The sequence below is a fragment of the Bradyrhizobium sp. KZN70725 genome, assembly GCF_055264925.1.
Window position 1 is genome coordinate 21,234 of sequence record NZ_JBUYWT010000032.1, and the last position, 25,424, is coordinate 46,657.

The window sequence follows — 25,424 nt, forward strand, 5'->3', positions numbered from 1 at the left end:
CCATGCAACAGCACATGATCGTCTCGCGTGAAGAATGGATCGCAGCCCGCAAGGCGCTGATGGCCGGTGAGAAGGAACTGACCCAGGCCCGCGAAGCGCTCAGCCGGCAGCGCCGCGAACTGCCCTGGGTCAAGGTCGACAAGGACTATGTGTTCGACGGGCCGGGCGGCAAAATGACGCTCGGCGATCTCTTCATGGGCAGGCCGCAACTCGTGGTGCAGCATGTGATGTTCGCGCCGGAGTGGGACGCGGCGTGCAAGAACTGCTCGTTCTGGGCCGACGGTTTCGAGCGCATGGTTCCGCATCTCGCCGCGCGCGACACCACGATGATCGCGATCTCGCGGGCGCCGCTCGTCAAGCTCGACGCATTCAAGGCGCGGATGGGCTGGACCTTCGACTGGGTCTCCTCGGGAGAGAGCGACTTCAACTACGATTACGGCGTGTCGTTCACGCAAGCGCAGATCGATGCGGGGAACGCGAAATACAATTATGGAACGACGCCGCTCTATGGTCCCGAACTGCCCGGCATCAGCGTGTTCTTCCGCGATGAGACAGGGAGCGTGTTCCACACTTACTCGACCTTCGCGCGCGGCCTCGACATGATGAATGCCGCCTATCACTATCTCGACCTGACGCCACTCGGCCGCCACGAGGAAGGATTGCCCTATCCGATGGATTGGGTGCGGCTACGTGACCAGTACCAACCGGCGCCGGTTCAGGCATCCTGCTGTCACAGCTGATCGTCATTGCGAGGGGCTCGCGACAAAATTGCAGGGCAATTTTGCGTGGAAGCGACGAAGCAATCCATCTTCAGCGTTTGGAGAGATGGATTGCTTCGCTGGCGCTCGCAATGACAGGGAGCCCAAACAGCAGGAAACCGCCCAATGCCTTACGTCGATGGATTCATCGTCGCCGTGCCGAAGAAGAAACTCAAAGCCTATGCGCAACTCTCGAAGAAGGCCGGCAAGGTCTGGCGCGAGTATGGCGCGTTGGATTATCGCGAATGGGTCGCCGACGACGTCAAGCCGGGCAAGCTGACCTCGTTTCCGCAGAGCGTGAAACTGAAGGCCGGCGAAACCGTCGTGTTTGCCTGGATCACCTACAAGTCGCGCGCCCAGCGCGACCGGATCAACGCCAAGGTGATGGCCGATCCGCGCCTGGCATCGATGAGCATGGGTGACGTGCCGTTCGACGGCAAGCGGATGATCTATGGCGGCTTCGCCAGCCTGGTGAAGGTCTGACGCGGCACGGTTTCGCCGCAATCCGCGCAGTAACCAGCTGTTAAACATCACGCTCGGCAAGCCGCGCGATGCCGCTTGCGTTTACTTGGTGATCCCGTATACTTTGCAATACAAAGTTCGGGCGAATCATGCGTGACCTCGACAAGGCGTTGGCCGATATCCTCGCCATCCGCAGCCAGATTGCGGCCGGAACGGCGTTCCGCGGCTACGGTCCGGCAACCGTCGCCGCCACCAGCGGCATCGCGCTGGTCACGGCGCTTGCGCAATATCTCTGGCTCGCCGATCCCACCGCTCATCCGATCGCGTTCCTCGCAGGCTGGGCGGCGGCCGCGTTGGTCTCCGCCGTGCTGATCTGGATCGAGATGCAGGCGCGCTCGCGGCGGCATCATTCCGGCCTTGCGGACGCGATGGTCCAGCAGGCGATCGAGCAGTTCGTTCCCGCGGCGATCGCCGGCGTGCTGCTCGCGATCCTGCAATGGAAGTTCGCGCCCGAGACGTTGTGGATGCTGCCCGGCCTGTGGCAGGTGCTGGTCAGCCTTGGCGTGTTCGCTTCGGTCCGCCTGCTGCCGCGCACGATCGCGCTCGGCGGCGCCTGGTATTTCCTGTCGGGCTTCACGGTGCTCTTGATCGCAAGCCAGAGCCACGCGCTGTCGCCCTGGACCATGGGACTGCCATTCGCGATCGGCCAGTTGCTGCTCGCAGCGCTGCTCTATTTCGCTTCCGGAGGCCATGATGCCGAAGACTGACCTGACCACCGCGCCGTTCGCCTATGACGGCCTCGACCGCGTCATCCACGAGAAGGCGCGGCTCGGCCTGCTGACCTCGCTGATGGCGCATCCGAAGGGGCTCGCCTTTGCCGATCTCAAGCAGCTCTGCGGCCTGACCGACGGCAACCTCAGCCGGCACCTCCAGGTGCTGCAGGAGGCCGGTCTCGTCGACGTCATCAAGGGCTATGAAGGCAATCGTCCGCACACCACCTGCCGCCTGACCAAGAGCGGTCGTCGCCGCTTCCTCGACTATCTCGCCGTGCTCGAGCAGCTGGTGCGTGACGCGGCCAAGGCCGCCGGCACGGCCGAGAGGGCCGCCGGCACGGCAGAAAAGGCCGCCGGCAAGGACGACCGCGCAGCTGGCCGCCTCGGTATCCAGCCGGTTTGAACCATCTCATTTTGTCCGGAGACTTTGTGATGCAAAGTAACGTCGCGCTCAAGCCGGAAGCCGCCTTCAGGCTCCATGTCGGCATCATCATGGATGGCAATGGCCGCTGGGCAACGCGGCGCGGCCTGTCACGGCTGCGCGGACACGAGGCCGGCGTCGAGGCGATCCGCCGCATCGTCGAGGCCGCGCCGGACCAGGGCGTCGGCACGCTGACGCTCTACGCCTTCTCGAGCGATAATTGGCGCCGTCCGAAGGCCGAGGTCGCGGCACTGATGGGCCTGCTGCGCTTCTATCTCGCCAACGAGATCGCTGCGCTCGTGCGCAACGGCGTTCGCCTCACCGTGATCGGCCGCCGCGACCGGCTGCCCGACGGAATCGCCGCCGCGATCACGCGCGCCGAGGCCGAGACCGCCGGCGGCACCACGCTGCATCTGCGCATCGCGATCGATTATTCGGCGCGCGACGCCATCCTGAACGCCGCCGCGCGCGCGGCCGGCGCCGGCGAGCTCAGCCGCGAGACGTTCTCCGATCTCATTACCGGCGAGGCCGGGCTGCGCGACGTCGACCTGATCATCCGCACCTCGGGCGAGAAGCGGCTGTCGGACTTCCTGCTCTGGGAGGGCGCTTATGCCGAGCTGCATTTCACCGAGCGGATGTGGCCCGAATTCGATGCCGACGATCTCGCCGACGCACTCGGCTCCTTCCATCGCCGCGAGCGCCGCTTCGGCGGACTGACCGCGATCGCGCCGGCGGAGGTGCCGAACCTCTAACGCGTCAAGCCGCGCCAACTGCTCTCTTCCTAAAGCCCGGCCGGGGGGTTGGGCTTTCTCTCACAAGATGCGGGGACGAACGATCACGCCAACCAAAGCGGGAGCGATCATCCATGCGCATTCTTCTCATCAACGTGCCGCACCCGGCGATCGGCAGCCGGATCCCCGACGACCATCTGCCGCCACTTGGCCTGTTGTCGATCGGCGGCCCCCTGATCGATGACGGCCACGACGTCGGTCTTATCGATGCCGAGTTCGGGCCGATGCCGGTCCAAGCCATCGTGGCGGAGGCATCGAGATTTGCACCGGATGCGGTGCTGTTCGGCCATTCCGGCTCGACGTCGGGCCATCCGGTCATCGCCGAGGTGGCGCAGGCGATCGTCAAGGCCGTGCCCGGTGTGCGGATCGTCTATGGCGGCGTGTTTCCGACCTATCACTGGCGCGACATCCTGCGCGAGGAGCGCTACGTCACCGCGATCGTGCGCGGCGAGGGCGAAGAGACGGCGCGGCGTCTGATGCGGGCGCTGGAGGCCGGCGAGGATCTCCGCATCATCAACGGCATCGCATTTCGCGACGATTACGGGCCGCGCGTGATGCCGCCTGCGCCTGTCATCCGTGATCTCGATGCCTATCGCGTCGGCTGGGAATTGATCGATCACGCGCGCTACAGCTATTGGGGCGGCCTGTGCGCCGTCGTCGTGCAGTTCTCGCGCGGCTGTCCGCATCTGTGCAATTACTGCGGCCAGCGCGGCTTCTGGACGCGGTGGCGGCACCGCGATCCCGTGCGCCTTGCGAAGGAGCTGGCGCGGCTCCATCGCGAGCACGGCGTCAAGGTGATCAATTTCGCCGACGAGAATCCGACCGTCTCGAAGAAGGCGTGGCGGGCCTTTCTCGAGGCCCTGATCGCGGAGGATGTCGATCTGATCCTGGTCGGCTCGACCCGCGCCGACGACATCGTGCGCGACGCCGATATCCTGCATCTCTACAAGAAAGCGGGGTGGCAGCGCTTCCTGCTCGGCATGGAGAACACCGACGAGAAGACGCTGGAGCTGATCCGCAAGGGCGCGACCACCACGATCGATCGCGAAGCCATCCGTTTGATGCGCCAGCACGGCATCCTGTCGATGGCGACGTGGGTGGTCGGCTTCGAGGAGGAGACCGATCGCGATCATTGGCGTGGTCTCAGGCAGCTGTTGTCCTATGATCCCGACCAGATCCAGATGCTCTACGTCACGCCGCATCGCTGGACGCCGTATTTCCGTCTCGCGGCGGAGCGGCGCGTCATCCAGACCGATCGCAGGCTCTGGGACTACAAGCATCAGGTGCTGGCGACCCGGCACATGCCGCCATGGCGCGTGCTGCTCTGGTTCAAGTTCACCGAGATGGTGCTGCAGTGCCGCCCGAAGGCGCTGCTCCGCGTGCTGCTCCACCGCGACGCCGGACTTCGTCACGCGATGCGCTGGTACACGCAGATGGGCCGCCGGGTCTGGCCGCACGAAATCCTCGGCTTCCTGCGCGACAAGAGGTTAAAGAACGGGCCCACCGTGCAGGAATTTTGGGGCGCGCCGCAGGATATGGAGGAGGAATCGATGTTGTCGCACCGGCCCGAGCGCCGCGTCGGCCCATCACGCGCGGCGTAAGTCGATACCGTCTTGTCGGGTTCTGGATATCTGACGCTGATGACTGGACGCCTCAGTCATCAGCGCGATAATTTCCAGGTCGGCTGCGCAGAACAAAAAGAACCGTGGCGGTCGAGGCGTCGAGTTGAGCATACAGGTTGCGATCTTAAAAATATTGGCCAGTCACGTCCGCGGCAAAGCCACAATCAATTCACTTAAGCACGATCTCGCCGTGCTCTCATCGAGCGGCGACGATTGGCATGCGCGGATCAAACGTCTGGCGTCGCGGGTCCCCGAACTCGACATCTTTAGCCATGGCTATGTGCTCCGTGACGTCGAAGGCTGGGAGATCACATCGGCCGGTCGCGAGTTCCTGCGTGCACTGGAAGCGGTCACGCAAGACAATCTGCCGTCCGCGCCATCGGCCGATACCGTAATCCGCGCCGAGGGCAGGCTGATCGTGGTCGGTCACCGCTTCAAGAATCGGGTGCGGGCACCGAGTGATCCCGAACAGAGCACATTGGCGCGCCGCCGGCCGATCCGCGAGCCGCATTGAACCTCACTGCGCTGCACGCGACCTACCTTCGGGACGTGGCTCTGGAGGTCGCAAATGACTGCTTTGGCTCAATCGATCGCACGCGCGTTTCCGGCCAATTCGCTTCGGAGCAGCATCGTCCGGCATCTCCTGCTGTTCGCCTTGGCGGTCCTGCTCGTCGCGGCGCTCAGGGCAGGCTACGGCCTCGATCTCAGCGCCGGTCTCTTTTAGCCGCGACAAATTATCCGGCGGCAAGTCATATTGGGTTAACCGGACTGGGGTAGCCAGGCGCACGCTCTCCTTGCATCTCGAACCCGGGCCGGTTTTCCATGGATAAGCCGATGCGCTGCCAGTGCGGCAGGACGCGAACCATTGTGCTCGACAAGCATTTCCGCACCGCGCTGGTATGCCCGAAATGCGATGAAGTTCAGCCGGCCGGGCCGGCGAGGGCGGAGGAACGGGTGTTAGCCGCACGCTAACGCGGTCGTGTTCGGCGCCGAAACCCGCTAGGTTCCGTCCGACGAAACGGACCAAAGCGAAACCCGATGCCGCAGCCTTCCGACACCGCCGCCATCACCCTTGCCGACATACGCCGTGCCGCGGATGTGATCCGGGATGCGGTCATGGTCACGGCCTGCAACGAGAGCCGCACGCTGGGCGAGATCTGCGGCTGCCGCCTGTTCCTCAAATTCGAGAACCTGCAATTCACAGCGACCTTCAAGGAGCGCGGCGCGCTGAATCGTCTGCAGGCGCTTTCGCCCGCGGAACGGAAGCGCGGCGTGATCGCGATGTCGGCCGGCAATCACGCCCAGGGCGTGGCCTATCACGCCAAGCGGCTCGGCATCCCCGCCACCATCGTGATGCCGATCGGCACGCCAATGGTGAAGATCGAGAACACCAGGCGGCACGGCGCCGAGGTCATCATCACCGGGCAGACGCTGGAAGAATGCTTCGCGTTCGTCGGCTCGCATGCCGCGCAGAAGGGCCTGATCCTGATCCACCCCTATGACGATCCGCTGATCATTGCAGGACAAGGCACGATCGGACTTGAAATGCTCGCGGCGGTGCCGGACCTCGATATCCTGGTGGTGCCGATCGGCGGCGGCGGGCTGATCTCGGGCATCGCCACGGCCGCAAAGGCGCTGAAGCCGTCGATCCAGGTCGTCGGCGTGCAGGCCCAGCTCTATCCGTCAATGTACAATGCGGTCAAAGGCGAGCAGCTGCCGATGCGCGGCGACACCCTCGCCGAGGGCATTGCGGTCAAGGCGCCCGGGCAGATCACCACGAAAATCGTGCGCGAGCTCGTTGACGACATCATCCTGGTCAGCGAGGACCAGATCGAGCGCGCGGTCGCGACCCTGATCTCGATCGAAAAGACGGTGGTCGAAGGCGCCGGCGCCGCCGGTCTCGCGGCGGTGCTCGCAGCTCCCGAGCGCTTTGCGGGCAGCTCAGTCGGCCTGGTGCTGACCGGCGGCAATATCGACACCAGGCTGATTGCCTCGGTCCTGACCCGCGAGCTCGCGCGCGAGGGACGACTGACGCAACTGGCGCTCGACATCGTCGACCGGCCCGGACAGCTCGCGGCGGTGTCGATCCTGCTTGCCGATGCCGGCGCCAACATCATCGAGGTCTCGCATCAGCGCACCTTCTCCGATCTTCCGGCGAAGGCGACGCTGCTCGAGCTCGTGATCGAAACCCGCGACCGCGCCCATCTGGAGGAGGTGCTGGCAAGGCTCAGCGCCGAAGGATTCGCGGTGCGGGAGAGTTAGCTGTCAGACTGCTTGACCGTCATCCTGAGGCGCGAGCGGAGCGAGCCTCGAAGGATGAATCGGCCACCAGCCGGGCCGTGCATCCTTCGAGACGCGCGCAAGTGCGCGCTCCTCAGGATGACGGATTTCAATGGGCGAACTAACCCTCGTTGTCCCCCGCCGCCAGCTCGGCGAGCTTCGCGATAGTGTTGATGTTGCGCGCGGTGCCCTTGGCGGCGGCGGGGATCTTCAGCTTCGAGCGGCCCATGCCGCTGCCATAGGCGACATAGATCTCGCGCTTGCCGAGCCGCACCTCTTCGTCCTGCTGGCCCTTGATGTCCTTCAAGGCGTCCTTGGGCGGCGGCTCGTCGAGGAAGATCGCGACAGTATAGTTCGGCGGCGCTTTCGGAAACGGATTGGCCTTCAGCACCGCGGCGATCTCGTCCGCGCTGCGGACGGCGACGCCGACCGGCTTGCCGGCATAGGCCTGCAGCCGCCGCTCCAGCGTGGCCTTGACCTTGGCCGCGCCGAGCTTCGAGGAGAACACGACATTGCCGCTGGCGATATAGGTCTGCGCGTCGGCAAATCCCTCGTCGACGCACATTGCCTTCAACTCGGTCATTGGTAGCTTGCCGGTGCCGCCGACATTGACCGCGCGCAGCAGGGCGACGTAACGCGGCATCGACTAGCCGTCGGTTTTCTTCTTCGCGGGCTTCTTGGCCGGCGGCGGCTCTTCCATCGCCTTCTTCATGGCGCGCGCATAGGCGTCGGCGGCGTTCTCGGCCGAATTCTGCAACCGCTTGGCGGTTGCGGTTGCGTTCAGAATCGTGCTCTTGGCCAGGAAGCGGAAGCGCGCCTTGGTCTCCTTGTCCTTGGCCTTGGCGGCGCGAGAGACCCAGGCGGCCTGGCGTTTCTTGGCAGCCGCCATCACGGCCTTGGTCTGCGCTTTTGCGGTTTGCCGGATGACGGCGTCGAGGTCGGCTTCGGCCATTCAGTTGCACTCATTGACTGGACATGCGCCGGGCGGGCGCACGGAGGGAGGGACGCTACCCCTAGCGTAACCGGCACCGTTTGAACATGCGATCGTTTTGCGAATTCCCGGAGGATCGCATCGACCCCTGCACCGAGGCTTGCGCGGCGTGCGCTAGTCTCCTGACGACCCCGGCGGCACCTTCGCGCCGGCGAGCAGTCTGGCCAGCTCCACCTGCCGGCCTAGTCCGGTCTTGGCCAGCACCGCCTTGAGCTGGTTGCGCACCGTTTCGCGGGAGATGCCGAATGCGCCGGCGATTGCCTCGACGGTGCGTCCCTCGCCAATGCCGCGCGCAACGCGCGCCTCCGCCGGCGTCAGGTCGAACAGGCCCTGCAGCACTTCCGCGGTCGGCACCTCGGCCGGCACCACCGGCGTCACGATCACGATCGCCGCCGCGCGGTCGAACAGGTCACGCGCCGCGCCATGGATCGGGACCAGATGCACGATCAGCGGCGGCCGATCCTCCTGCGCCGCGATCGGCACCGAGCGCACCTCCACGCTGATCAGTCCCTGATCAAGCGCGGCTAGCGCCTGTGCGAACAGCGCATCGGCAGTGGTCGCCGCCAGCGTCAGGCGCTCGCCGCGATCCTGCATCACGTCGGGCACCAGGCGGTCGAACAGCGTGTTGGCTGCCATCAGGCGGCCGCCGCGCCGCAGCACTGCCGCGGGCAGGCCGAGCATCGCCAGCGATTCGGTCGCCGCCCTGGCGCGCTCCATCCCAAGCCGTGCCGACAGCAGCGCGGCACGCGCCAGATGCGGCCGCAGCGCGTCGAGCTGCTCGATTGCTTCCCGCTCGATCGGTCCGTGCTGGTATTCACGCTCGACGCTGTAGATCAGCACGTCGCCGCTCGGCACCGGGATCGCAGTACCGGCGCCCCATCCGAGCCCGCGCGGGCGGAAGAATTCGCGGATCTGGAAGTCCTGCTGCACCTCCTCGGGCGTATCGAACACGTCGATGTCGCGCAGGAAGCCGGCATGGTTGGCCGCGAGCAGGCGCGGCAATCGCCCGTTGCGCTCGTGCCAGCCGCCCTCGACATAGGCCACCGTGTCGTCGTGCATGTCGGGCGACGCGACCCAGCGGACGTCGTGTGGGGCCGCCGTCAGCAGCACGATACCGCGCGCACGCGCGATTGCACCGACCTGATGCAGGACACTCGGCCACAATTCGGGGACGACCGCGGCCTCATAGGCCAGTTCAATCAGATGCTCGTGCAGGTCGTTCGCCATCGGTCATCCCAAAAACCGTTGTTGCCCAATAGATAAACCCGGCGACCTCGGAAATATTGCGTAAAGCAATTCAGCCCGAGCCACGAGTCCGGGTTATTCCGGTGCGCGTTCACGCGCATCAGGGGGAATTCCGACGTTTTCGCCGCCTCTTCTTCGCGATTTTCGCGCGGCGGCCGGGGTCTCGCTCGCTCGGCTGCGATCCGGCGCGCGGCCGCCGGCGCACGGACGACGAAGGCGAAGCTCGATGCCAGGTCGGCGGGGCGGCCCCATGACTTGATAGAGACTTGATGAAGACTCGATAATCAGGGCCTGACGATCATCGCCGCGCGCGGCAAAATCGAAGCTACGTGACAGATGGAAACATTCCGAAGCATCCCGAAACCGGATTGGCATGACTGGCGCTGCGCCAAGCCCGCCGGCGTCACACATTTGCAACGTTGCACGCGATCGTTCGAGCATGAACATCCTTTAATTTGTATCCGCGCAATCCGTGGCGCCAGCTAGGGCATGATCCGGAAAAGTGCGAAGCGGTTTTTCGAAAAGGATCATGCCTAACGGGCGGCCTAAGGCGCGATGACGATTCAAACCGGGTCTGATCGCGCTTTGAGCGGCCACCTCTGACATTCATACGAGCCATCGTCGGCTCGGGGAGAGTCGATGATCAGTCGCAGGGCGCTTTCCGGATTGTTGATGACGCTGGTCGGCCCCTCGTCGCGGGCCGGCAGCGACAGGCTGGTGCTGGGCCATTGCCAGGGATCATGCGCGAATGTCGACTTGCCGACCCTTGGCTACGATCAGTTCTGCCGGTCGTTGTTCGATATCGCGGCAAGCGGCAGGCTGCGCGCGGTGGCAACCGGTTCGGAGATTCGCGGAGAGATGCGATCTCTCTTCCGCGCGCGGCGGCTTTATCGGCCGTCGCGTGACGAGATCCGGGTTCTCTGGCGCGCGCCGGCGGATGGCTTCTCGGTCGTGAAGGTCGAGTTCGATCTGGAATGCGGCGTGCCGGTGCGCGGATGTCTTGGAATTCCCGATGGAGAATTCAAGGGGTTGATCCTGCTCGGCCACGGCATGGCGAGCACGCCGGAGCGCTGCTTCGACGATGCCGACAAGGACTACATGAACGCGCTCGGCAAACGGCTATGTCGGGACGGTTACGTCGTCTGGTGTCCTTACATCGTCCAGATCGGAAATCAGGAGAGCCAGAACAACATCGCCGCGATGCTGGCATCTCACGGCATCTCCGCCCACAACGTGTCATGCGCATCGCTCGACGCCGGCGAAATCGTTTGCAGGAAGCTCACCGGCGTGTCGGGTTTGAATGCCGGCGTCTACGGGGTGTCCTGGGGCGCCTTTCTCGCGCTGCATCTGGAAGCCGCGACGGGGCAGATGCGGCCGACTGTCGTGTCCGGATATATGCGCGACGAGAAGAGGTTCCTGATGTCATCCGTGATCACCAGGAATCTCGGCGTCGAACTTGCGGCTTACATTCATTTCAGCGCCGGCCGCGCCAAGTACGCCGGCGCGGAGCTGGCGTACTTGCTCTGCCCGTGTCCGCTGTTCGTCGAGATCGGGAGCCGTGACGGTGCAAACGCGCTGGAACTTGGGCGGGATGAAAAGTTTTCACAAATGCAGTCGATCTACGCATCGTCAGGCCATTCGCATTTGATCGACATGGACATCTTCGACGGTGTGCACGAGGTCAGCGGCAAGCGCGCGCGGCCGTGGCTATCCGAACGTCTGGCGTCGCCAGCCTATCAAGACACCTCTCGCTTGAAGAACGCCATCGCGTTGTGAGCGCAGCCTGACCTCGAGAGTACCGAGAGTGCGCTCGTGTGGGATCACATTGACGGGAGCTTTCGGCGCCGGCGGCATGCACTGAGCCGGTCCGCGCGGCCGCAATGGCTGTGTCATGGTGGCGTCGCAGCGCTTCACAAAGCTGGCTGTCGTCGGGATCGGCGCAACGATCGCGATCAGCTTACAGCATTGTCGGATTGGCCGCGTTATGATCTGCTGCAACGCACCTGCCCATCCTGACCTTCGGGTCTGAGGGAACTCGACGTCATATCCGTCTCGTAGCGTCTGTTGGTAGCCGAAGGGTTGGACTGCATGAGTGGTACGGAACGCATGCTCGGTGGCTTGGCAGGGTTTCTCGTATCGGCGGGACTAATGGCGGCGGGAGTATCGGCGGCCCATGCCCAGGCTGGGCCGCCCGGGCCTCCTGCCGTGGGCGTGTTCGAGGCGGTGAAGCGGCCGATCACCGAAACCAATGAATTTCTCGGACGCATCGAAGCCCCCAACCGCGTCAACGTGGTGGCGCGTGTGACCGCGTTCCTGGACAAGCGGAACTTTGTCGAGGGCTCCGAGGTCAAGGCCGGTGATCTCTTGTATCAACTCGAGCGCGGACCGTTCGAGGCCGATCTCGCATCGAAGAAGGCACAGGTCGCCCAATTGCAGGCGACGCTGGTCAACGCCAAGCTGACCACCGATCGCGCCAAGGCCCTGATGGGCGGCCCGGCCGGCCAGCAATCCAATGTTGATGCGGCGGTCGCCAACCAGCAGAGCCTCGAGGCACAGGTGCAGGCCGCGCAGGCGCAGGTCGACCTGTCCCAGATCAATCTCGACTACACCATGATCCACTCGCCGATCGACGGCAGGATCGGACGCACCGCGGTCACCGCGGGCAACGTCGTGACGCCGAGCTCGGGAACCCTGACGACCATCGTCAGCCAGGACCCGATGTATGTCACCTTTCCCGTGCCGGTGCGCGAGGCGCTCGATCTGCGCGACCGTTATGCGACGCGCGGCGGCTTCAAGGCCGTCGTCATCCGCCTGCGGTTGCCGGACGGCCGGCTCTTCGACAAGACCGGCGAGCTGAATTTCGTCAACAACACGATCGCGCAGAACACCGATACCATCTCCCTGCGCGGCACCATCCCCAATCCGCCGACATATACCTCCGTCGCGGCCGGCGGCTCGCTCCGCGAACTCACCGACAATGAGTTCGTGACCGTTCTCCTCGAAGGCGTGCAGCCGGTCGAGGTGCTCGCGATCCCGCGTTCGGCGGTGCTGTCGGACCAGCAAGGCGAATATGTCTATGTCGTCGGCGCGGACAACAAGGCCGAGCAAAGGCGGATCCAGCTTGGGCAATCGACCGCAACGATTGCGGCGGTGACGGGTGGCATCTCGCTCGGCGACAAGGTCGTCGTCGAGGGGTTGCAGAAGGTCAAGCCGGGCGAGGTGGTGGCGCCGGGGCCCGTCAGCGCGCTGATCCAGTCGAGCATGAAGGTTTCGGCGGATGGCGGCGCGAGCAGCGCGCCGAAATCGACGGGCAATAACCCATGATTTCTGCCGTCTTCGTCGATCGTCCGCGGCTTGCGATCGTCATCGCGTTCGTGATCACGATCGCGGGCGCGCTGGCGCTGATGCAGATTCCGGTCGCGCAGTTTCCGGACATCGTGCCGCCGCAGGTCACGGTCTCCGCCGTATTCCCCGGCGCATCGGCCGAAGTGGTCGAATCGAGCGTCGCCCAGCCGCTGGAAGCGCAGGTCGTGGGTGTCGACAAGATGCTCTACATGAAGTCGACCAGCGGCAATGACGGCAGCTACACGCTGACGGTCTCGTTCGCGCTCGGCACCGATCCCGATATCAACACCGTCAACGTCAACAACCGCGTGCAGAGCGCGCTCGCGCAATTGCCGACCGAGGTGCAGGCGCAGGGCCTGACCGTGCAGAAGAAATCCTCGGCGGTGCTGCAATTCATCGTGCTGTACAGCAAGAGCGGCGATCAGGATCCGCTGTTCATCACCAACTACGCCATCATCAACGTGCTGGACGCGATCTCGCGCACGCCTGGTGTCGGACAGGCCTCGCTGTTCGCGAAGCTGAACTACTCGATGCGGATCTGGTTCGACACCCAGCGCCTGACCAGCCTCAACCTGGCGCCGTCGGACGTGATCGCCGCGATCAGGGCGCAAAGTGTGCAGGCGCCGGTCGGCCGCATCGGCGCGCGTCCGATCAGCAATGACCAGCAGTTCCAGTTCAATGTGCAGACGCAGGGCCGCCTGACGACATCCAAGCAGTTCGGCGACATCGTGCTGCGGGCCAATCCGGATGGCTCGGTGCTGCGGATCAGGGACGTTGCTCGTGTCGAGATCGGCGCGCAGAACATGGATTCGGAGTCGCGGATCGACGGCAATCCCGGCGTGCCGATGGGCATCTATCTCGCGCCCGGCGCCAATGCGGTGACCACGGCCAAGGCGGTGCAGGCCACGCTTGCGCGGCTGTCGGAGCGGTTTCCGCCGGGGCTGACCTATCTCGTGCAGTACGATTCCACCACATTCGTCTCCGATACGATCAAGGAGGTGATGAAGACGCTCGGCGAGGCCTTCGTGCTCGTCGTGATCGTGGTGTTCCTATTCCTCGGCAATCTGCGCGCCACGGTGATCCCCGCGGTCGCGGTTCCGGTCAGCCTGATCGGCGCCTTCGCGGTGCTGCTGGCGCTCGGCTATTCCGCCAATACGGTCTCGCTGCTGGCGATGGTGCTGGCGATCGGCATCGTGGTCGACGACGCCATCGTCGTGGTCGAGAACGTCGAGCGCGTCATGGAGGAGGAGCCGGAGCTGTCGCCGGCCGACGCCACCAAGAAGGCGATGGCCCAGATCACGGCGCCGATCATCGCGATCTCGCTGGTGCTGCTCTCGGTGTTCGTGCCGATCGCGTTCATCCCGGGCATTTCCGGCACGCTGTTCCGCCAGTTCGCGGTGACGATCAGCGCCGCGATGGTGATCTCGGCGCTGAATGCGCTGACCTTGTCGCCGGCACTGTGCGCCGTGTTCCTGCGTCATGGCGGGCCGCGCCGCGGCATCATGGGACGGGTGCTCGGCAGCATCGACTGGGTACGTGACCGCTACGCCGGCGTGGTGCAACGGCTGGTTCGTGTGGCGGTGCTGTCACTGGTTGCGGTGCTGGTGTTTGCCGGCGCGGTGTTCGGCGTGTCGAAGATCACGCCGACCGGCTTCCTGCCTGAGGAGGATCAGGGCGCCTTCTTCATCGCGGTGCAATTGCCCGACGGCGCGTCGGTGGCACGCACCAGCGAGGTCACCAAGCAGGTCGAGGCACTCTTGAAGAAGAATCCGGCGATCGACCATGTGCTGTCGATCATCGGCTTCTCGCTACTCGACGGTGCCAGCGAGCCGAATTCGGCATTCATGGTGGCACGCATGAAGGCGTTCGCCGATCGCAAGGCCGTCACCGACTCGGTGCAGGCTGCGATCGGGCAGACCTTCGTTGGGGGATCGCAGATTCGCCAGGCTTCGGTGCTGCCGTTCAACCTGCCGCCGATCATCGGGCTTTCGACCTCCGGCGGTTTCGAATATCAGCTCGAGGCGCTGGAGGGGCAGGATCCGGCTTCGCTCAGCAGCGTGATGGGCGGGCTGATCGGTGCTGCGAACCGCAATCCAAATCTGGCCCGCGTGTTCTCGACCTTCACCGCGACCAACCCGTCGGTCTATCTCGACATCGATCGCGCCAAGGCGCAGGCGCTCGGCCTCAACATGGCCGACGTCTTCACCGCGCTGCAGGCCACGCTCGGCGGCATCTACGTCAACAATTTCAACCTGTTTGGCCGCACCTGGCAGGTCAATGTACAGGGCGACGCGGCCAACCGCCGCGACATCCCCGACATCTGGCAGATCTATGTGCGCAACAGCGGCGGCGAGATGGTGCCGATCCGTTCGATCGCAAGCCTGCGCATCGTGACCGGACCGCAGGTGATCACGCGCTACAACAATTATCGTTCGGTCACCGTGAACGGCAGCCCGGCGGCGGGCGTGTCCTCGGGCACCGCGATCGCGACGATGGCCGAGCTCTCCAAGTCGACGCTGCCTTCCGGCTATTCCTACGAGTGGACCGGCACGGCCTATCAGGAGCAGGCGGCCTCCGGCCAGACCGGCATCATTCTCGGCCTCGCGGTGCTGTTTGCCTATCTGTTCCTGGTCGCGCTGTATGAGAGCTGGACGATCCCGATTCCCGTGCTGCTATCGGTCGCGGTCGGCGTGTTCGGTTCCTATCTTGCGATCAAGCTCGCGGGCCTCAACCTCGATCTCTACGGTCAGATCGGCCTCGTGGTGCTGATCGCGCTCGCCGCCAAGAACGGCATCCTGATCGTCGAGTTCGCCAAGGAGCAGCGCGAGGCCGGCAAGCCGATCGCGGAGGCCGCGACGATGGGCGCGCAAATGCGCTTCCGCGCCGTCATGATGACATCAATTGCCTTCATCCTCGGCCTGGTGCCGCTGGTGGTCGCGACCGGTGCCGCGGAAATCAGCCGCCGTGCGGTCGGCACCGCGGTGTTCGGCGGTATGCTCGCCGCAAGCTCGGTCGGCATCTTCCTGGTGCCGATGCTGTTCGTCACCTTCCAGGGCTGGCGCGAGGGTGTAAAGAACCGCTTCGGCAGACGGACCAAGGCGGAACAGCCTGCCTCGCATTAGATCCTGCCTAATCCCTTCGCGCATTAGGGAGGCGCGTGGGGCGGGTCTATGCTGCTGGCCTCATCGATGGAGTTCTGGATTGAGCGTTGCCTTCACCAAGGAAGAAAGTGCCGAGACCGCGTCCGAAACGCTGTTGCCGGACCGCCCCATTTCGCCGCATCCCAACCTGGTGACCGAAGCAGGACGCAAGGCGCTGGAGCGTGAGCTCCAGGCGGCACGCGAGGCCCTTGAGGCCGCGCAGCAGCTGGACGACGTCAACGAACGGCGGCGGCAGTCGGCGGTTCCGTTGCGCGACGCGCGCTATCTCACAGAGCGGCTCCGCACCGCGCAGGTCGTGCCTGACCCTGCTTCCACCGAAACTGTTGCCTTCGGCAGCACGGTGACTTTCAGCCGCGCCGACGGGCGGGTGCAGACCTATCGCATTGTCGGCGAGGACGAAGCCGACCCAAAGGCAGGCTCGATTTCCTTTGTCTCGCCGGTAGCGAGGTCGCTGATGGGCAAAGCCCTGGGCGACGTCGCAGGCTCGGGCGATCAGGAGCTGGAGATCGTCGCGATCGCTTAGAGAGTGATGGGATTAGATTGAATGGCGGTCGCAAAGGCGGCGCGTCCCCTCGCCCCGTTCTTACGGGGAGAGGGTTTGGGGTGAGGGGCTGCCTCCGCACACGCGGAGACAGATACTCTCGCGGAGACCCCCCTCTCACCCGGAACGCATCTGCCGATGCGTTCCGACCTCTCCCCGCACGCGGGGCGAGGTGAACCGGAGTCCGCCGCTCGATTCGGAGCAAAGTGATCACGCTGCCGGCAGGGCAAGCCGCTCGATAGTCTGAATATGCCGCGCCAGCAGGCTGCAGGCCTGTTCGATGTTGCGTGCGCGCAGCGCCTGCAGGATCACGCGATGATCCTGGCTCGGCCGCGGCCGCCAGCCGGCGTTGCGCGCCATCGCGAACACCAGTCGCGAATTCGCAAGCTGCAGGCCGTCGAGGCTGGCAAGCAGCCGCGGCATCGCGCACGGCGCCACCAGCGCATGGTGAAAGGCGCGATTGGCCATCTCGAAATCCTGCACCGTCTCGGCACTGTCGCCTTGGATCATGGCGAGTTCGATCCGTGCCAGATGGGCCGATGTGAGCCTGGGGGCGGCATTGCGCAACGCGACCACCTCGAGCGCGGCGCGCATCTCGGCGATTTCCTTCACCGACCTGGTGTCGAGCGGCGCGACCCGCACCCCGCGTCGCGGCACCGCAACAACGAGATGCTGCGCCTCCAATTGCCTGAAGGCCTCGCGCACCGGCACGTGGCTCGAATGGAATTCGCGCGCGATATGATCCTGCCGCAGCGGCGCGTCCGGCAGCAATTCGCCGTTGATGATGCGCTCGCCGATCGCTTCGGCGATGCGCCCCGCGGTGGTCGTGTTCTCGCCTTCGCTCGTCATAGATTATCTATCGTAAAAACGGGTGCGCGCGCGTACTGGCTCGGCTAGCATCGTTCTAAGTCCACAGATCATAGATAATATACCAGATTATCTATGGTCCACAGCAAACGAGAAAGCAAGCCATATGGTTGATGTCGTGGAAATCGAACGGACCGACAGCGGCACCAGTGCAGCGCCCCGCAAGACCTGGGACCGTACCGAGGCTGAAGCACTCTACAATTTGCCGTTCGCGGATTTGATGTTTCAGGCGCAAGGCGTGCATCGCGCCAACTTCAATCCGAACCATGTCGAAACCGCGAGCCTGCTCAGCATCAAGACCGGCGGCTGCCCGGAAGACTGCGGCTACTGCTCGCAAAGCGCGCATTACGACACCGGCCTGAAGGCCACTCGCCTGATGCCGCGGGACGAAGTGGTCGCGGTCGCGCAACGCGCCAAGGACGCCGGCGCAACCCGCTTCTGCATGGCTGCGGCCTGGCGCAGCCCGAAGGACCGCGATCTCGATCAGGTCTGCGACATGGTCAGCGCGGTGAAGGGCCTCGGCATGGAAACCTGCGTCACGCTCGGCATGCTGACGCCAAAGCAGGCCGAGCGTCTCTCTGACGCCGGGCTCGATTTCTACAACCACAACGTCGACACCTCGCCCGAGTTCTACGACAAGATCATCACCACCCGCACCCTGCAGGATCGCATCGATACGCTCGCGCATGTGCGCGACGCCGGCATCAAGGTCTGCTGCGGCGGCATTATCGGCATGGGTGAACAGGTCGATGACCGGCTCGGCATGCTGATGCTGCTTGCCAATCTCCCCAGCCATCCGGAGAGCGTGCCGATCAATCTGTGGAACGAGGTCAATGGCGTTCCGGTCAACGACACCGCGGAACGGCCCGATCCGATCGCGCTGGTGCGTCTGGTTGCCACTGCGCGGATCATGATGCCGAAGAGCGTGGTGCGGCTGTCGGCCGGACGGCAATACATGACCGACGAGCTGCAGGCGATGTGCTTCCTCGCCGGCGCGAATTCGATCTTCATCGGCGATGTGCTGCTGACCACCAGGAACCCGCAGCGCGATCGCGACGCCGATTTGCTGGACCGGCTCGGCATCAACTCCGCCCTCGCCTGAGCGCAACTCCGGCACGCGCGCGGCGGGATTCGCCGCGCGACCAACTACAAATCTGAGAGAGAAGCATGAGCGCAATCCATGCGGCCAAGGTCGCTGATTACGCCGCGGCCTTGCACGCCCTGAGCAAGGACGATCGGCTGCGCGGTCTCAAGCCGCGCGCGGGCATCGATTTCGTCTCGAACGACTATCTGGCGCTCGCGAACGCGCCGCGCATCAAGAATGCGGTCTCGGCCGCGCTCGAGGCCGGCACACCGATCGGCGCCGGTGGGTCGCGGCTGCTGCGCGGCAATTGCGAGGAGCACGAACGGCTAGAGGCCGAAGCCGCCGCGTTCTTTGGAGCCGAGACGGCGCTGTTCTTCGGCGGCGGCTATGTCGCCAATTTCGCCGTGCTGACGACGCTGCCGCAGCGCGGCGATCTCCTGGTGCTCGATTCTCTCGTGCACGCCAGCATCCATGAAGGCGCGCGGGCCGGCCGGGCCGAATTCCGGATCAGCGCGCACAATGATCCCCAGTCGGTCGAAGACACCATTCGCGGCTGGCGTGCCGAGGGCGGCACGGGCCGGGCCTGGATCGTGGTCGAAAGCGTCTACAGCATGGATGGCGACGTCGCGCCGCTCGACGACCTCGTCGGCATCGCGGACCGGCACGACGCGTTCCTGATGGTGGACGAGGCGCATGGCACCGGCGTCTATGGCGAGCAGGGGCGTGGGCTGACGGCGTCCTATGAGGGGCGCGAGAACCTCGTGATCGTTCATACCTGCGGCAAGGCGCTGGGCGCCGCCGGCGCGCTGGTCACCGCTTCGACCGTGCTGCGCGACTTCATGGTCAATCGCTGCCGCCCGTTCATCTTCGCCACTGCACCGTCGCCACTTGTGGCCGTCGCCGTGCGCGAGGCGCTGCTGATCCTGCAGCAGGAGCCCGTGCATCAGCAGCGCCTGGCAAAACTGGTCGCGTTCACGCATCGCGAGCTCGACCTGCGCGGTTGGCGCAGCCCGTCGCGCTCGCAGATCGTGCCCTATATCGTCGGCGACAATGCGCGTGCGATGCAGCTGGCGTCTGCGCTGCAGGCGCGCGGCTTCGATATCAGAGGCATCAGGCCGCCGACCGTGCCGGCAGGCTCTGCCCGGTTGCGGATTGCGCTGACCCTTAATGTCGACGAGGACGACGTGCGCGCGCTGCTCGACGCGCTGGTCGACGAGACCAAAGGCTGGTCGCGATGACGAGCCGGATCGTGATCGCCGGCACCGATACCGGGATCGGGAAGACGGTGTTCTCCGCGGGCCTCGCCGGCCTCCTCGGCGCGCGCTACTGGAAGCCGGTTCAGGCCGGCCTCGAGGAGGAAACCGATGCGCAACTGGTCGCACGGCTTGGCGGGCTCCCGGCGGATCGCATCGTGCAGGAGCGTTACCGGCTTCGAACGCCGGCTTCGCCGCATCAGTCCGCCGCGCTCGACGGCGTGCGCATCGACGCTGCCGCGCTCGGCGTGCCCGATGCCGGGGACCGTCCGCTGGTGATCGAGGGCGCCGGCGGGCTGATGGTGCCGCTCGACGGCAACACGCTCTATATCGATATCTTCGCGCGATGGCGCCTTCCGGTCGTGCTGTGCGCCCGCACCGCGCTCGGCACCATCAATCACTCGCTGTTGTCGGTCGAGGCGCTGCGCACGCGCGGGATCGACATTCACGGGATCGCATTCATCGGCGAGAGCAATCCCGAGAGCGAGCGCGCGATCTGCGAGATCGGGCAGGTGCGCCGGCTAGGCCGGTTGCCCTGGCTTGCTCCGCTTGCGGCAGACACGCTGCAGGCAGCGTTCAAGGCGTCGTTCCGGCGGGAAGATTTCAATCCATGACATCCGCTCGGAAGTCGCCGATCTGGCACCCGTTCACCCAGCACGCGCTGCACGGCGAGATGACGAGGATCGTGCGTGGGGAGGGCGCCTATCTCTACACCGCGGATGATCGCCGCATCATCGATGCGATCGCATCTTGGTGGGTCGTGACCCACGGCCATTGCCATCCGCACATCGTGCGCGCGATCCAGGACCAGGCGGAGCAGCTCAACCAGATCATCTTCGCGGGCCATACCCACGATCCGGCCGAGCAGGTCGCCGCGCAGCTGTTGAAGCTGGCGCCCGACGGGCTCGATTACGTGTTCTTCTCCGACTCTGGCTCGACCAGCGTCGAGGTGGCGCTGAAGATGGCGCTCGGCTACTGGCACAATATCGGCGCGACGCGCACGCAGATCATCGTGATGGAAAATTCCTACCATGGCGACACGGTCGGGACGATGTCGGTCGGCGCGCGCGGCGTCTTCAACAGGGCTTACGAGCCGCTGCTGTTCGACGTCGCGTCGATCCCGTTTCCGGCGCCTGGCTATGAACAGACGACGCTCGACGCGCTCGAAGCCGCGTGCAGGAAGGAATCCGCGGCAGTGTTCATTGTCGAACCGCTGATCCTGGGTGCGGGCGGGATGCTGATGTATCCGCCCTGGGTGCTGAAGGAAATGAAACGCATCTGCGCAGCCGCTGGCGTGTTGTTCATCGCCGACGAGGTGATGACCGGCTGGGGCCGCACCGGCACCTTGTTCGCCTGCGAGCAGGCGGACGTCAGGCCCGATATCGCCTGCTATTCGAAGGGCCTCACCGGCGGTTCGCTGCCGCTCGCGGTGACGCTCTGCCGGGCCGAGATCTACGACGCACATTATTCCAGTGATCGTTCGCGCACCTTCTTCCATTCCAGCTCCTACACGGCAAACCCGGTCGCCTGCGCTGCTGCAAAAGCAAACCTCGAGCTCTGGCAACACGGTGCAGGCGCGCGCGTCTCCGCGGTGGCTGCGATGCAGGAGCGTCTGCTCGCCGCGTTCCGTGCCGACGCGCGCTTCGAGAACGTCCGCCGCACCGGGACCGTCACCGCACTTGATCTGAAGGCGAGCGATGCGGGCTATCTCGCCGGCATCGGCCCAAAGCTTCAGGCCTTCTTCGAACGCCGCAATCTGCTGCTGCGGCCGCTCGGCAACACGATCTACGTCATGCCGCCCTATTGCGTCACCGAGGCGGATCTCGAGGAGATCTACGACGGGATCAGCTGTGCGGCCGACGCGCTGGCTTGACGGCGCGCTTCGCGCCCAAAAGTCAGGGATGATGATCGCATCGCGGGCCGTGGTGCCCGCGATGGGGTCTCATACGACATCGGCGTGCCCTTGCAGGCACGCCGATGAGCCCGATCATGAGTGCTGGCGTGCCGCCGGATGCGGCCTCGCAGCGGGATGAGGCCGCGGCGCCGGTCGTGACGCATGCGGGGGCGCGGGCCGATGCACAACCGCTTGCGCGACGCGCGGCGCCGGTGGATGCGCGACCGCGCGTGGCTGCGGCGGTGCATGCTGCACGAGCTGCGGTCTTGACGCCGGCGGAGCGACGTGCGGCGCGGGTGCGGGATGTGCGCCGGCACCGGGGAGAGCATGCGCAGTCGGCAAGGCGTGTCCCGGCGGCAAAGCGTTCCCCGTCGGTAGAGCGTGTCCGGCCGGCGAAGCATTTGCTGTCGGCAGGGCATGTCCTGGCGGCGGAGCATTCCCCGTCGGGAGAGCATGTCCCGTTGGCAAGGCGTGTGCGGCCGTGGGTTGCGCATGTCGGGGCGGCGGCGCCGCGATCGGCTTGCCCGGGCGCGCGGCCACCACGCCGGCGCCGCTGAACCGTGCTGCGTGCGCGGTCGCCGCGACCGCCGGATGACCATGGTTGTTGGTGAGCGTCAGCGCCGGATTCTTCATCGCCGCTTCCGCGTGTCGCGTCTGCTCGCCGGTCGCGGCCATGTGGTGCCCGCTCTGGGCCGCGAGCTGCTGCGGCGTCGGCTTCACCGTGGTGCCGCCGGTGCCGCCGTTGTAGCTGACGTTGGTCGTGTTGTTGACGACGGTCTTGTTGTAGACGTTGGTGACCGAGACGTTCGAGATGTTGTTGACGGAGCTGTTGTAGAAGAAGCTGCCGCCGCGCCAGTAGCCGCCCTCATAGCCGACGCCGGTGTAGCCGAAGCCATAAGAGATGCCGCCGTAGAAGCCGACGGTTGCGCCCCAATATCCGGCGTGGAAGGCGTAGGCGCCGTCGCTCCAGCCCCAATAGCCGGGGGTCCACAGCAATTCGGGCGCAGGCGGAAGCACCCATGTGCCGGGCACCCAGTAGTAACCGGTGTCGTCGTTCCATGCCCAATAGCCCGGAGTCCAGATGTAGCCCGGCGCGGGGATCGGCGGCTGGACATAAACCGGCAATGGCGGCGGCGCCGCATTGACGGTGATGCCGATGGCAAGCTGCGCGCGCGCAGCGTGTGGCGGTGAAAGACAGCAGAGGCTGAGAGCCAGGGCGAAAGGCAGTCCGGCGATGCGGCGCATGGCACATACTCCAATCTTCGTCCCCCAGCGTTGGAGTCGAATAGTGGCGGCGACATGAACCCGTTGTGAATGTTTGTGCTGACACCGTGATTTCGAGATCGCGCGACGGCGCGATCGTTAACGACGGCGAATGCAAGTCAGCTCGGTGTCAGGATGGAACGCGACGGTGCGGTCGCGTCAGCTTCATCACTGCGCCAAATAGTCGAATTTTCGATTTGAATTGGACGACGACCCCCTGCGCGTCATCAATCGGTGCCCGGAGCATCCGGCTGCCAAAGGCCGGGCAGGGAGGTTTGGCATGGCGCGATCCGCCGACATCGACATCAACGCGGGCGCGCGCCTCGACAGGCTACCGATCTGCGGATTCCACTGGCGCATCATGGCCCTGATCGGCGCCGGCATGTTCCTCGACGCGTTCGATATCTATCTGGCCGGCGGCGTGCTGGGCGCCGTGCTCAAGGAAGGCTGGTCGACGCTCGAGCTCAACGCCGCATTCGTCTCCGCGACCTTCGTCGGGATGACGATCGGCGCGTGGTGCTCCGGCATCCTCGGCGATCGGTTCGGCCGCCGCTTCTCCTATCAGATGAACCTCGCGATCTTTGGCCTCGCCTCGATCGCCGCGGCCTTCGCGCCGAACATGATCGTCCTGATCGGCCTGCGTTTCATCATCGGCATTGGCCTCGGCGCAGAGATCGTGGTCGGCTACGCGACGTTGACGGAATTCGTGCCGGCTTCCTCGCGTGGGCGCTGGATCGGGCTGCTGGCGGTGATCACCAATTTCTCGCTGTTCGTCTCGTCGATGGTCGGCCTGTGGGTGATCCCGACGCTTGGATGGCGCTACATGTTCGGCCTTGTCGGTTGCCTTGCGATGGTCGTCTGGATTCTGCGCAAGTCGATGCCGGAATCGCCGCGCTGGCTCGCCGCCAACGGACGCGCCGATGAAGCCGAGAAGATCCTGTCGGCGATCGAAGTCGAGGCCGCGCGCAAGGCGACACTGCCTGCCGTCGCTGCCCGCGCGCCGGTGCAGGAGTCTCCCGGCGCGGTCTGGCGTCTGTTCCAGCCGCCGTATCTCGCGCGCACGCTGCTCGGCAGCCTGTTGCACATCGTCGTCGGCTTTAGCCTCTACGGGTTCATCGGCTGGCTGCCGACCTTCATGGTCAAGGGCGGCCACAGCGTGGTTTCCTCGCTGGGCTACACCACGGTGATGGCGCTGGGCGGCCCGGTCGGATCGCTGATCGGGCTCGTGCTGGCGGACCGGCTCGGACGCAGGCTGTCGATCGTCTGTTCGTCGATTGCGGCGGCGGCGCTCGGTATCGCCTATCCATACATGCCGGATGGTGTTGCGCTCGCGGGTGTGGGCTTCCTGCTGATCACGGCGATCTACGTGATGCTGGCGACCGGGTTCGCGATGCACGTCCCCGAACTGTTTCCGACGCGGTATCGGCTTCGCGGCACGGCGATCTGCGCCACATCCGGACGCATCGCGACCGCGCTGGTTCAATACGTCGTGGTTGCGATCTTCGCCTGGCAGGGGCTGACCGGCGTGCTGACGACCCTGGCCGGCATCCTCGTCTTCCAGGCCGTGGTCTTCCTCGTGTTCGGTTTCGAGACCAAGGGGCGCTCTTTAGAGGACGCATCGGCCGTCACGGACGCCGAGGCAGCACGTCAATCGCCCATGGCGCGGAGGCCGGCGGACCTCGGCGCCTAGTTCAGGTCGAAGCAGGCCGCCCTGATCCGGTCGCGGAGCCAGCCGTTCGCGTTGCTCTGATCGTATCTGCGGTGCCAGTACAACATCCAGTCAAACGGCGCGGATTCGAACGGCAGTTCCTCCATCCTCAGATCATCGTCCATCAGCACGGTCGCGAGGTGCCTCGGCATCACCGCGAGCAGATCGGTCTTCTTCAAGACATGGGGCACGACCAGCCAGTGCGGCACGTTCAGGGCGATGCGTCTTCGATGGCCGCGTTCGGCGAGCACGTCGTCGACGAAGCGAAGGTCGGTCGGGCTCATCGAGACCTTCATGTGCTCCTGCGCGATGAAGTGGTCGAAGGTCAGCCGTGCGCGCTTGATCTGGTGTCCGCGTCGCATCAGGCAGACCATGCGGTCGCGCAGCAGCGTTTCCGAACGGATCGATGCGGAATGCTCGAGCCCCATGCTCACCGCGACGTCGATCTCGTCCCGCTCGAGCGCATCGATCGTCAGGGCGGGCGGCAGATGGATCGTGTTGTAGGAGATCCGCCCCTCCGGCGGCCGCGCTGCGGCGAGTCGCGGCAGCAGCAGGCACGCGAGAATGTCCGACATCCTGATCGTGAAGGTGCGTTCGGTCCGGTCTGGATCGAAGCCGGCGTCGCTCGCCATCACGCGCTCGACCTGGCGCAGGACCTGGCGCAGCGGCTCCGCCAGTTCGGTGGCGCGGGGCGTCGGCTTCATCCCGGTCGTGGTCCGCACCAGGAGTTCGTCCTTGAACATCGCGCGCAACCGGTTGAGCGCATTGCTCATCGCCGGTTGACTGAGGCCGACGCGATCCGCCGCCTTGGTGACGTGACGCTCGGTCAGCAATGCGTCCAGCGCGACGAGCAGATTGAGGTCGATGGATCGAAGGTTCATCCATCATTCATATCGTGAATGACGAAAGATAACAAATCCATTTCATCCATGATGGCGCAGGGCGTATCAATCGATCAGGACCAA

At 65.1% G+C, this 25,424-nt stretch carries 24 protein-coding genes; 18 read left to right on the forward strand and 6 right to left on the reverse strand.

What is annotated here, in order from left to right:
- Positions 1-2: 2 nt before the first annotated feature.
- From ACZBJS_RS26535 to ACZBJS_RS26575, 9 genes are all read left to right on the forward strand, one after another.
- Positions 3-740, forward strand: a complete 738-nt coding sequence (locus ACZBJS_RS26535) for a DUF899 domain-containing protein (RefSeq protein WP_076824560.1) — start codon at positions 3-5, stop codon at positions 738-740.
- Positions 741-884: 144 nt separating this feature from the next.
- Positions 885-1,241, forward strand: a complete 357-nt coding sequence (locus ACZBJS_RS26540; protein WP_028335567.1) for a DUF1428 domain-containing protein — start codon at positions 885-887, stop codon at positions 1,239-1,241.
- 128 nt (positions 1,242-1,369) lie between these two features.
- Positions 1,370-1,987: a hypothetical protein gene (locus tag ACZBJS_RS26545; RefSeq protein ID WP_057015349.1), complete on the forward strand. Its 618-nt coding sequence runs from the start codon at positions 1,370-1,372 to the stop codon at positions 1,985-1,987.
- Positions 1,974-2,396 (forward strand): transcriptional regulator, encoded by a 423-nt coding sequence (locus ACZBJS_RS26550; protein WP_057015410.1) that lies wholly within the window; start codon positions 1,974-1,976, stop codon positions 2,394-2,396. The genes ACZBJS_RS26545 and ACZBJS_RS26550 overlap by 14 nt, the downstream gene beginning before the upstream one ends.
- A gap of 29 nt (positions 2,397-2,425) precedes the next feature.
- Complete coding sequence (locus ACZBJS_RS26555; RefSeq protein WP_057015350.1) at positions 2,426-3,166, forward strand: di-trans,poly-cis-decaprenylcistransferase; 741 nt, start codon at positions 2,426-2,428, stop codon at positions 3,164-3,166.
- 113 nt (positions 3,167-3,279) lie between these two features.
- Entirely contained in the window at positions 3,280-4,806 is a 1,527-nt protein-coding gene (bchE, locus tag ACZBJS_RS26560; RefSeq protein ID WP_463439466.1) for a magnesium-protoporphyrin IX monomethyl ester anaerobic oxidative cyclase, read from the forward strand.
- Positions 4,807-5,017: 211 nt separating this feature from the next.
- A complete protein-coding gene (locus ACZBJS_RS26565) occupies positions 5,018-5,341 on the forward strand; it encodes an aminoacyl-tRNA deacylase (RefSeq protein WP_225646649.1) in 324 nt (107 codons plus the stop codon).
- Positions 5,342-5,395: 54 nt separating this feature from the next.
- A complete protein-coding gene (locus ACZBJS_RS26570; protein ID WP_316395137.1) occupies positions 5,396-5,551 on the forward strand; it encodes a response regulator in 156 nt (51 codons plus the stop codon).
- 314 nt (positions 5,552-5,865) lie between these two features.
- Positions 5,866-7,089, forward strand: a complete 1,224-nt coding sequence (locus tag ACZBJS_RS26575) for a threonine ammonia-lyase (protein ID WP_316395138.1) — start codon at positions 5,866-5,868, stop codon at positions 7,087-7,089.
- A 139-nt stretch (positions 7,090-7,228) separates the two neighbouring features.
- Here ACZBJS_RS26575 and ACZBJS_RS26580 read toward each other — a convergent pair whose 3' ends face one another.
- From ACZBJS_RS26580 to ACZBJS_RS26590, 3 genes are all read right to left on the reverse strand, one after another.
- Positions 7,229-7,750 carry a DUF1697 domain-containing protein gene (locus tag ACZBJS_RS26580; RefSeq protein WP_316395139.1) on the reverse strand — a complete coding sequence of 174 codons (522 nt, stop codon included), beginning with the start codon at positions 7,748-7,750 and terminating at the stop codon, positions 7,229-7,231.
- A 3-nt stretch (positions 7,751-7,753) separates the two neighbouring features.
- On the reverse strand, positions 7,754-8,059 hold the full coding sequence (locus tag ACZBJS_RS26585; RefSeq protein WP_316395140.1) for a hypothetical protein: 306 nt from the start codon (positions 8,057-8,059) through the stop codon (positions 7,754-7,756).
- A gap of 153 nt (positions 8,060-8,212) precedes the next feature.
- On the reverse strand, positions 8,213-9,325 hold the full coding sequence (locus ACZBJS_RS26590; protein WP_316395141.1) for a helix-turn-helix transcriptional regulator: 1,113 nt from the start codon (positions 9,323-9,325) through the stop codon (positions 8,213-8,215).
- Between the two features lie 657 nt (positions 9,326-9,982).
- Here ACZBJS_RS26590 and ACZBJS_RS26595 point away from each other — a divergent pair.
- The 4 genes from ACZBJS_RS26595 to greA all read left to right on the forward strand — a co-directional run bounded on the left by ACZBJS_RS26595 (position 9,983) and on the right by greA (position 16,372).
- Complete coding sequence (locus tag ACZBJS_RS26595) at positions 9,983-11,119, forward strand: hypothetical protein (RefSeq protein WP_463439467.1); 1,137 nt, start codon at positions 9,983-9,985, stop codon at positions 11,117-11,119.
- A 312-nt stretch (positions 11,120-11,431) separates the two neighbouring features.
- Positions 11,432-12,667: an efflux RND transporter periplasmic adaptor subunit gene (locus tag ACZBJS_RS26600; RefSeq protein ID WP_463439468.1), complete on the forward strand. Its 1,236-nt coding sequence runs from the start codon at positions 11,432-11,434 to the stop codon at positions 12,665-12,667.
- Positions 12,664-15,810 carry an efflux RND transporter permease subunit gene (locus ACZBJS_RS26605; protein WP_316395145.1) on the forward strand — a complete coding sequence of 1,049 codons (3,147 nt, stop codon included), beginning with the start codon at positions 12,664-12,666 and terminating at the stop codon, positions 15,808-15,810. Before ACZBJS_RS26600 ends, ACZBJS_RS26605 begins: the two co-directional genes overlap by 4 nt.
- 79 nt (positions 15,811-15,889) lie before the next feature.
- Positions 15,890-16,372, forward strand: coding sequence for a transcription elongation factor GreA (greA, locus tag ACZBJS_RS26610; RefSeq protein ID WP_076824576.1), 483 nt, complete (start codon positions 15,890-15,892; stop codon positions 16,370-16,372).
- A gap of 228 nt (positions 16,373-16,600) precedes the next feature.
- Here the strand turns inward: greA and ACZBJS_RS26615 are convergent, their stop codons facing one another.
- Positions 16,601-17,239, reverse strand: a complete 639-nt coding sequence (locus ACZBJS_RS26615; RefSeq protein WP_463439469.1) for a GntR family transcriptional regulator — start codon at positions 17,237-17,239, stop codon at positions 16,601-16,603.
- A gap of 124 nt (positions 17,240-17,363) precedes the next feature.
- Here ACZBJS_RS26615 and bioB point away from each other — a divergent pair, with 124 nt between their 5' ends.
- From bioB to ACZBJS_RS26635, 4 genes are all read left to right on the forward strand, one after another.
- Entirely contained in the window at positions 17,364-18,359 is a 996-nt protein-coding gene (gene bioB, locus ACZBJS_RS26620) for a biotin synthase BioB (RefSeq protein ID WP_316395150.1), read from the forward strand.
- Positions 18,360-18,424: 65 nt separating this feature from the next.
- Positions 18,425-19,579: an 8-amino-7-oxononanoate synthase gene (locus tag ACZBJS_RS26625; protein ID WP_316395152.1), complete on the forward strand. Its 1,155-nt coding sequence runs from the start codon at positions 18,425-18,427 to the stop codon at positions 19,577-19,579.
- Positions 19,576-20,208: a dethiobiotin synthase gene (gene bioD, locus ACZBJS_RS26630; RefSeq protein WP_316395154.1), complete on the forward strand. Its 633-nt coding sequence runs from the start codon at positions 19,576-19,578 to the stop codon at positions 20,206-20,208. Before ACZBJS_RS26625 ends, bioD begins: the two co-directional genes overlap by 4 nt.
- Positions 20,205-21,467 carry an adenosylmethionine--8-amino-7-oxononanoate transaminase gene (locus ACZBJS_RS26635; protein WP_057015366.1) on the forward strand — a complete coding sequence of 421 codons (1,263 nt, stop codon included), beginning with the start codon at positions 20,205-20,207 and terminating at the stop codon, positions 21,465-21,467. The genes bioD and ACZBJS_RS26635 overlap by 4 nt, the downstream gene beginning before the upstream one ends.
- Before the next feature lie 114 nt (positions 21,468-21,581).
- Here the strand turns inward: ACZBJS_RS26635 and ACZBJS_RS26640 are convergent, their stop codons facing one another.
- On the reverse strand, positions 21,582-22,733 hold the full coding sequence (locus ACZBJS_RS26640; RefSeq protein ID WP_463439470.1) for a YXWGXW repeat-containing protein: 1,152 nt from the start codon (positions 22,731-22,733) through the stop codon (positions 21,582-21,584).
- 298 nt (positions 22,734-23,031) lie between these two features.
- On the opposite strand from ACZBJS_RS26640, the gene ACZBJS_RS26645 reads away from it, so the two are divergent.
- Positions 23,032-24,441 (forward strand): MFS transporter, encoded by a 1,410-nt coding sequence (locus ACZBJS_RS26645; RefSeq protein WP_253588313.1) that lies wholly within the window; start codon positions 23,032-23,034, stop codon positions 24,439-24,441.
- Here ACZBJS_RS26645 and ACZBJS_RS26650 read toward each other — a convergent pair.
- Complete coding sequence (locus ACZBJS_RS26650; RefSeq protein WP_229191655.1) at positions 24,438-25,340, reverse strand: LysR family transcriptional regulator; 903 nt, start codon at positions 25,338-25,340, stop codon at positions 24,438-24,440. The two genes, ACZBJS_RS26645 and ACZBJS_RS26650, sit on opposite strands and share 4 nt — an antisense overlap.
- Positions 25,341-25,424 lie beyond the last annotated feature (84 nt).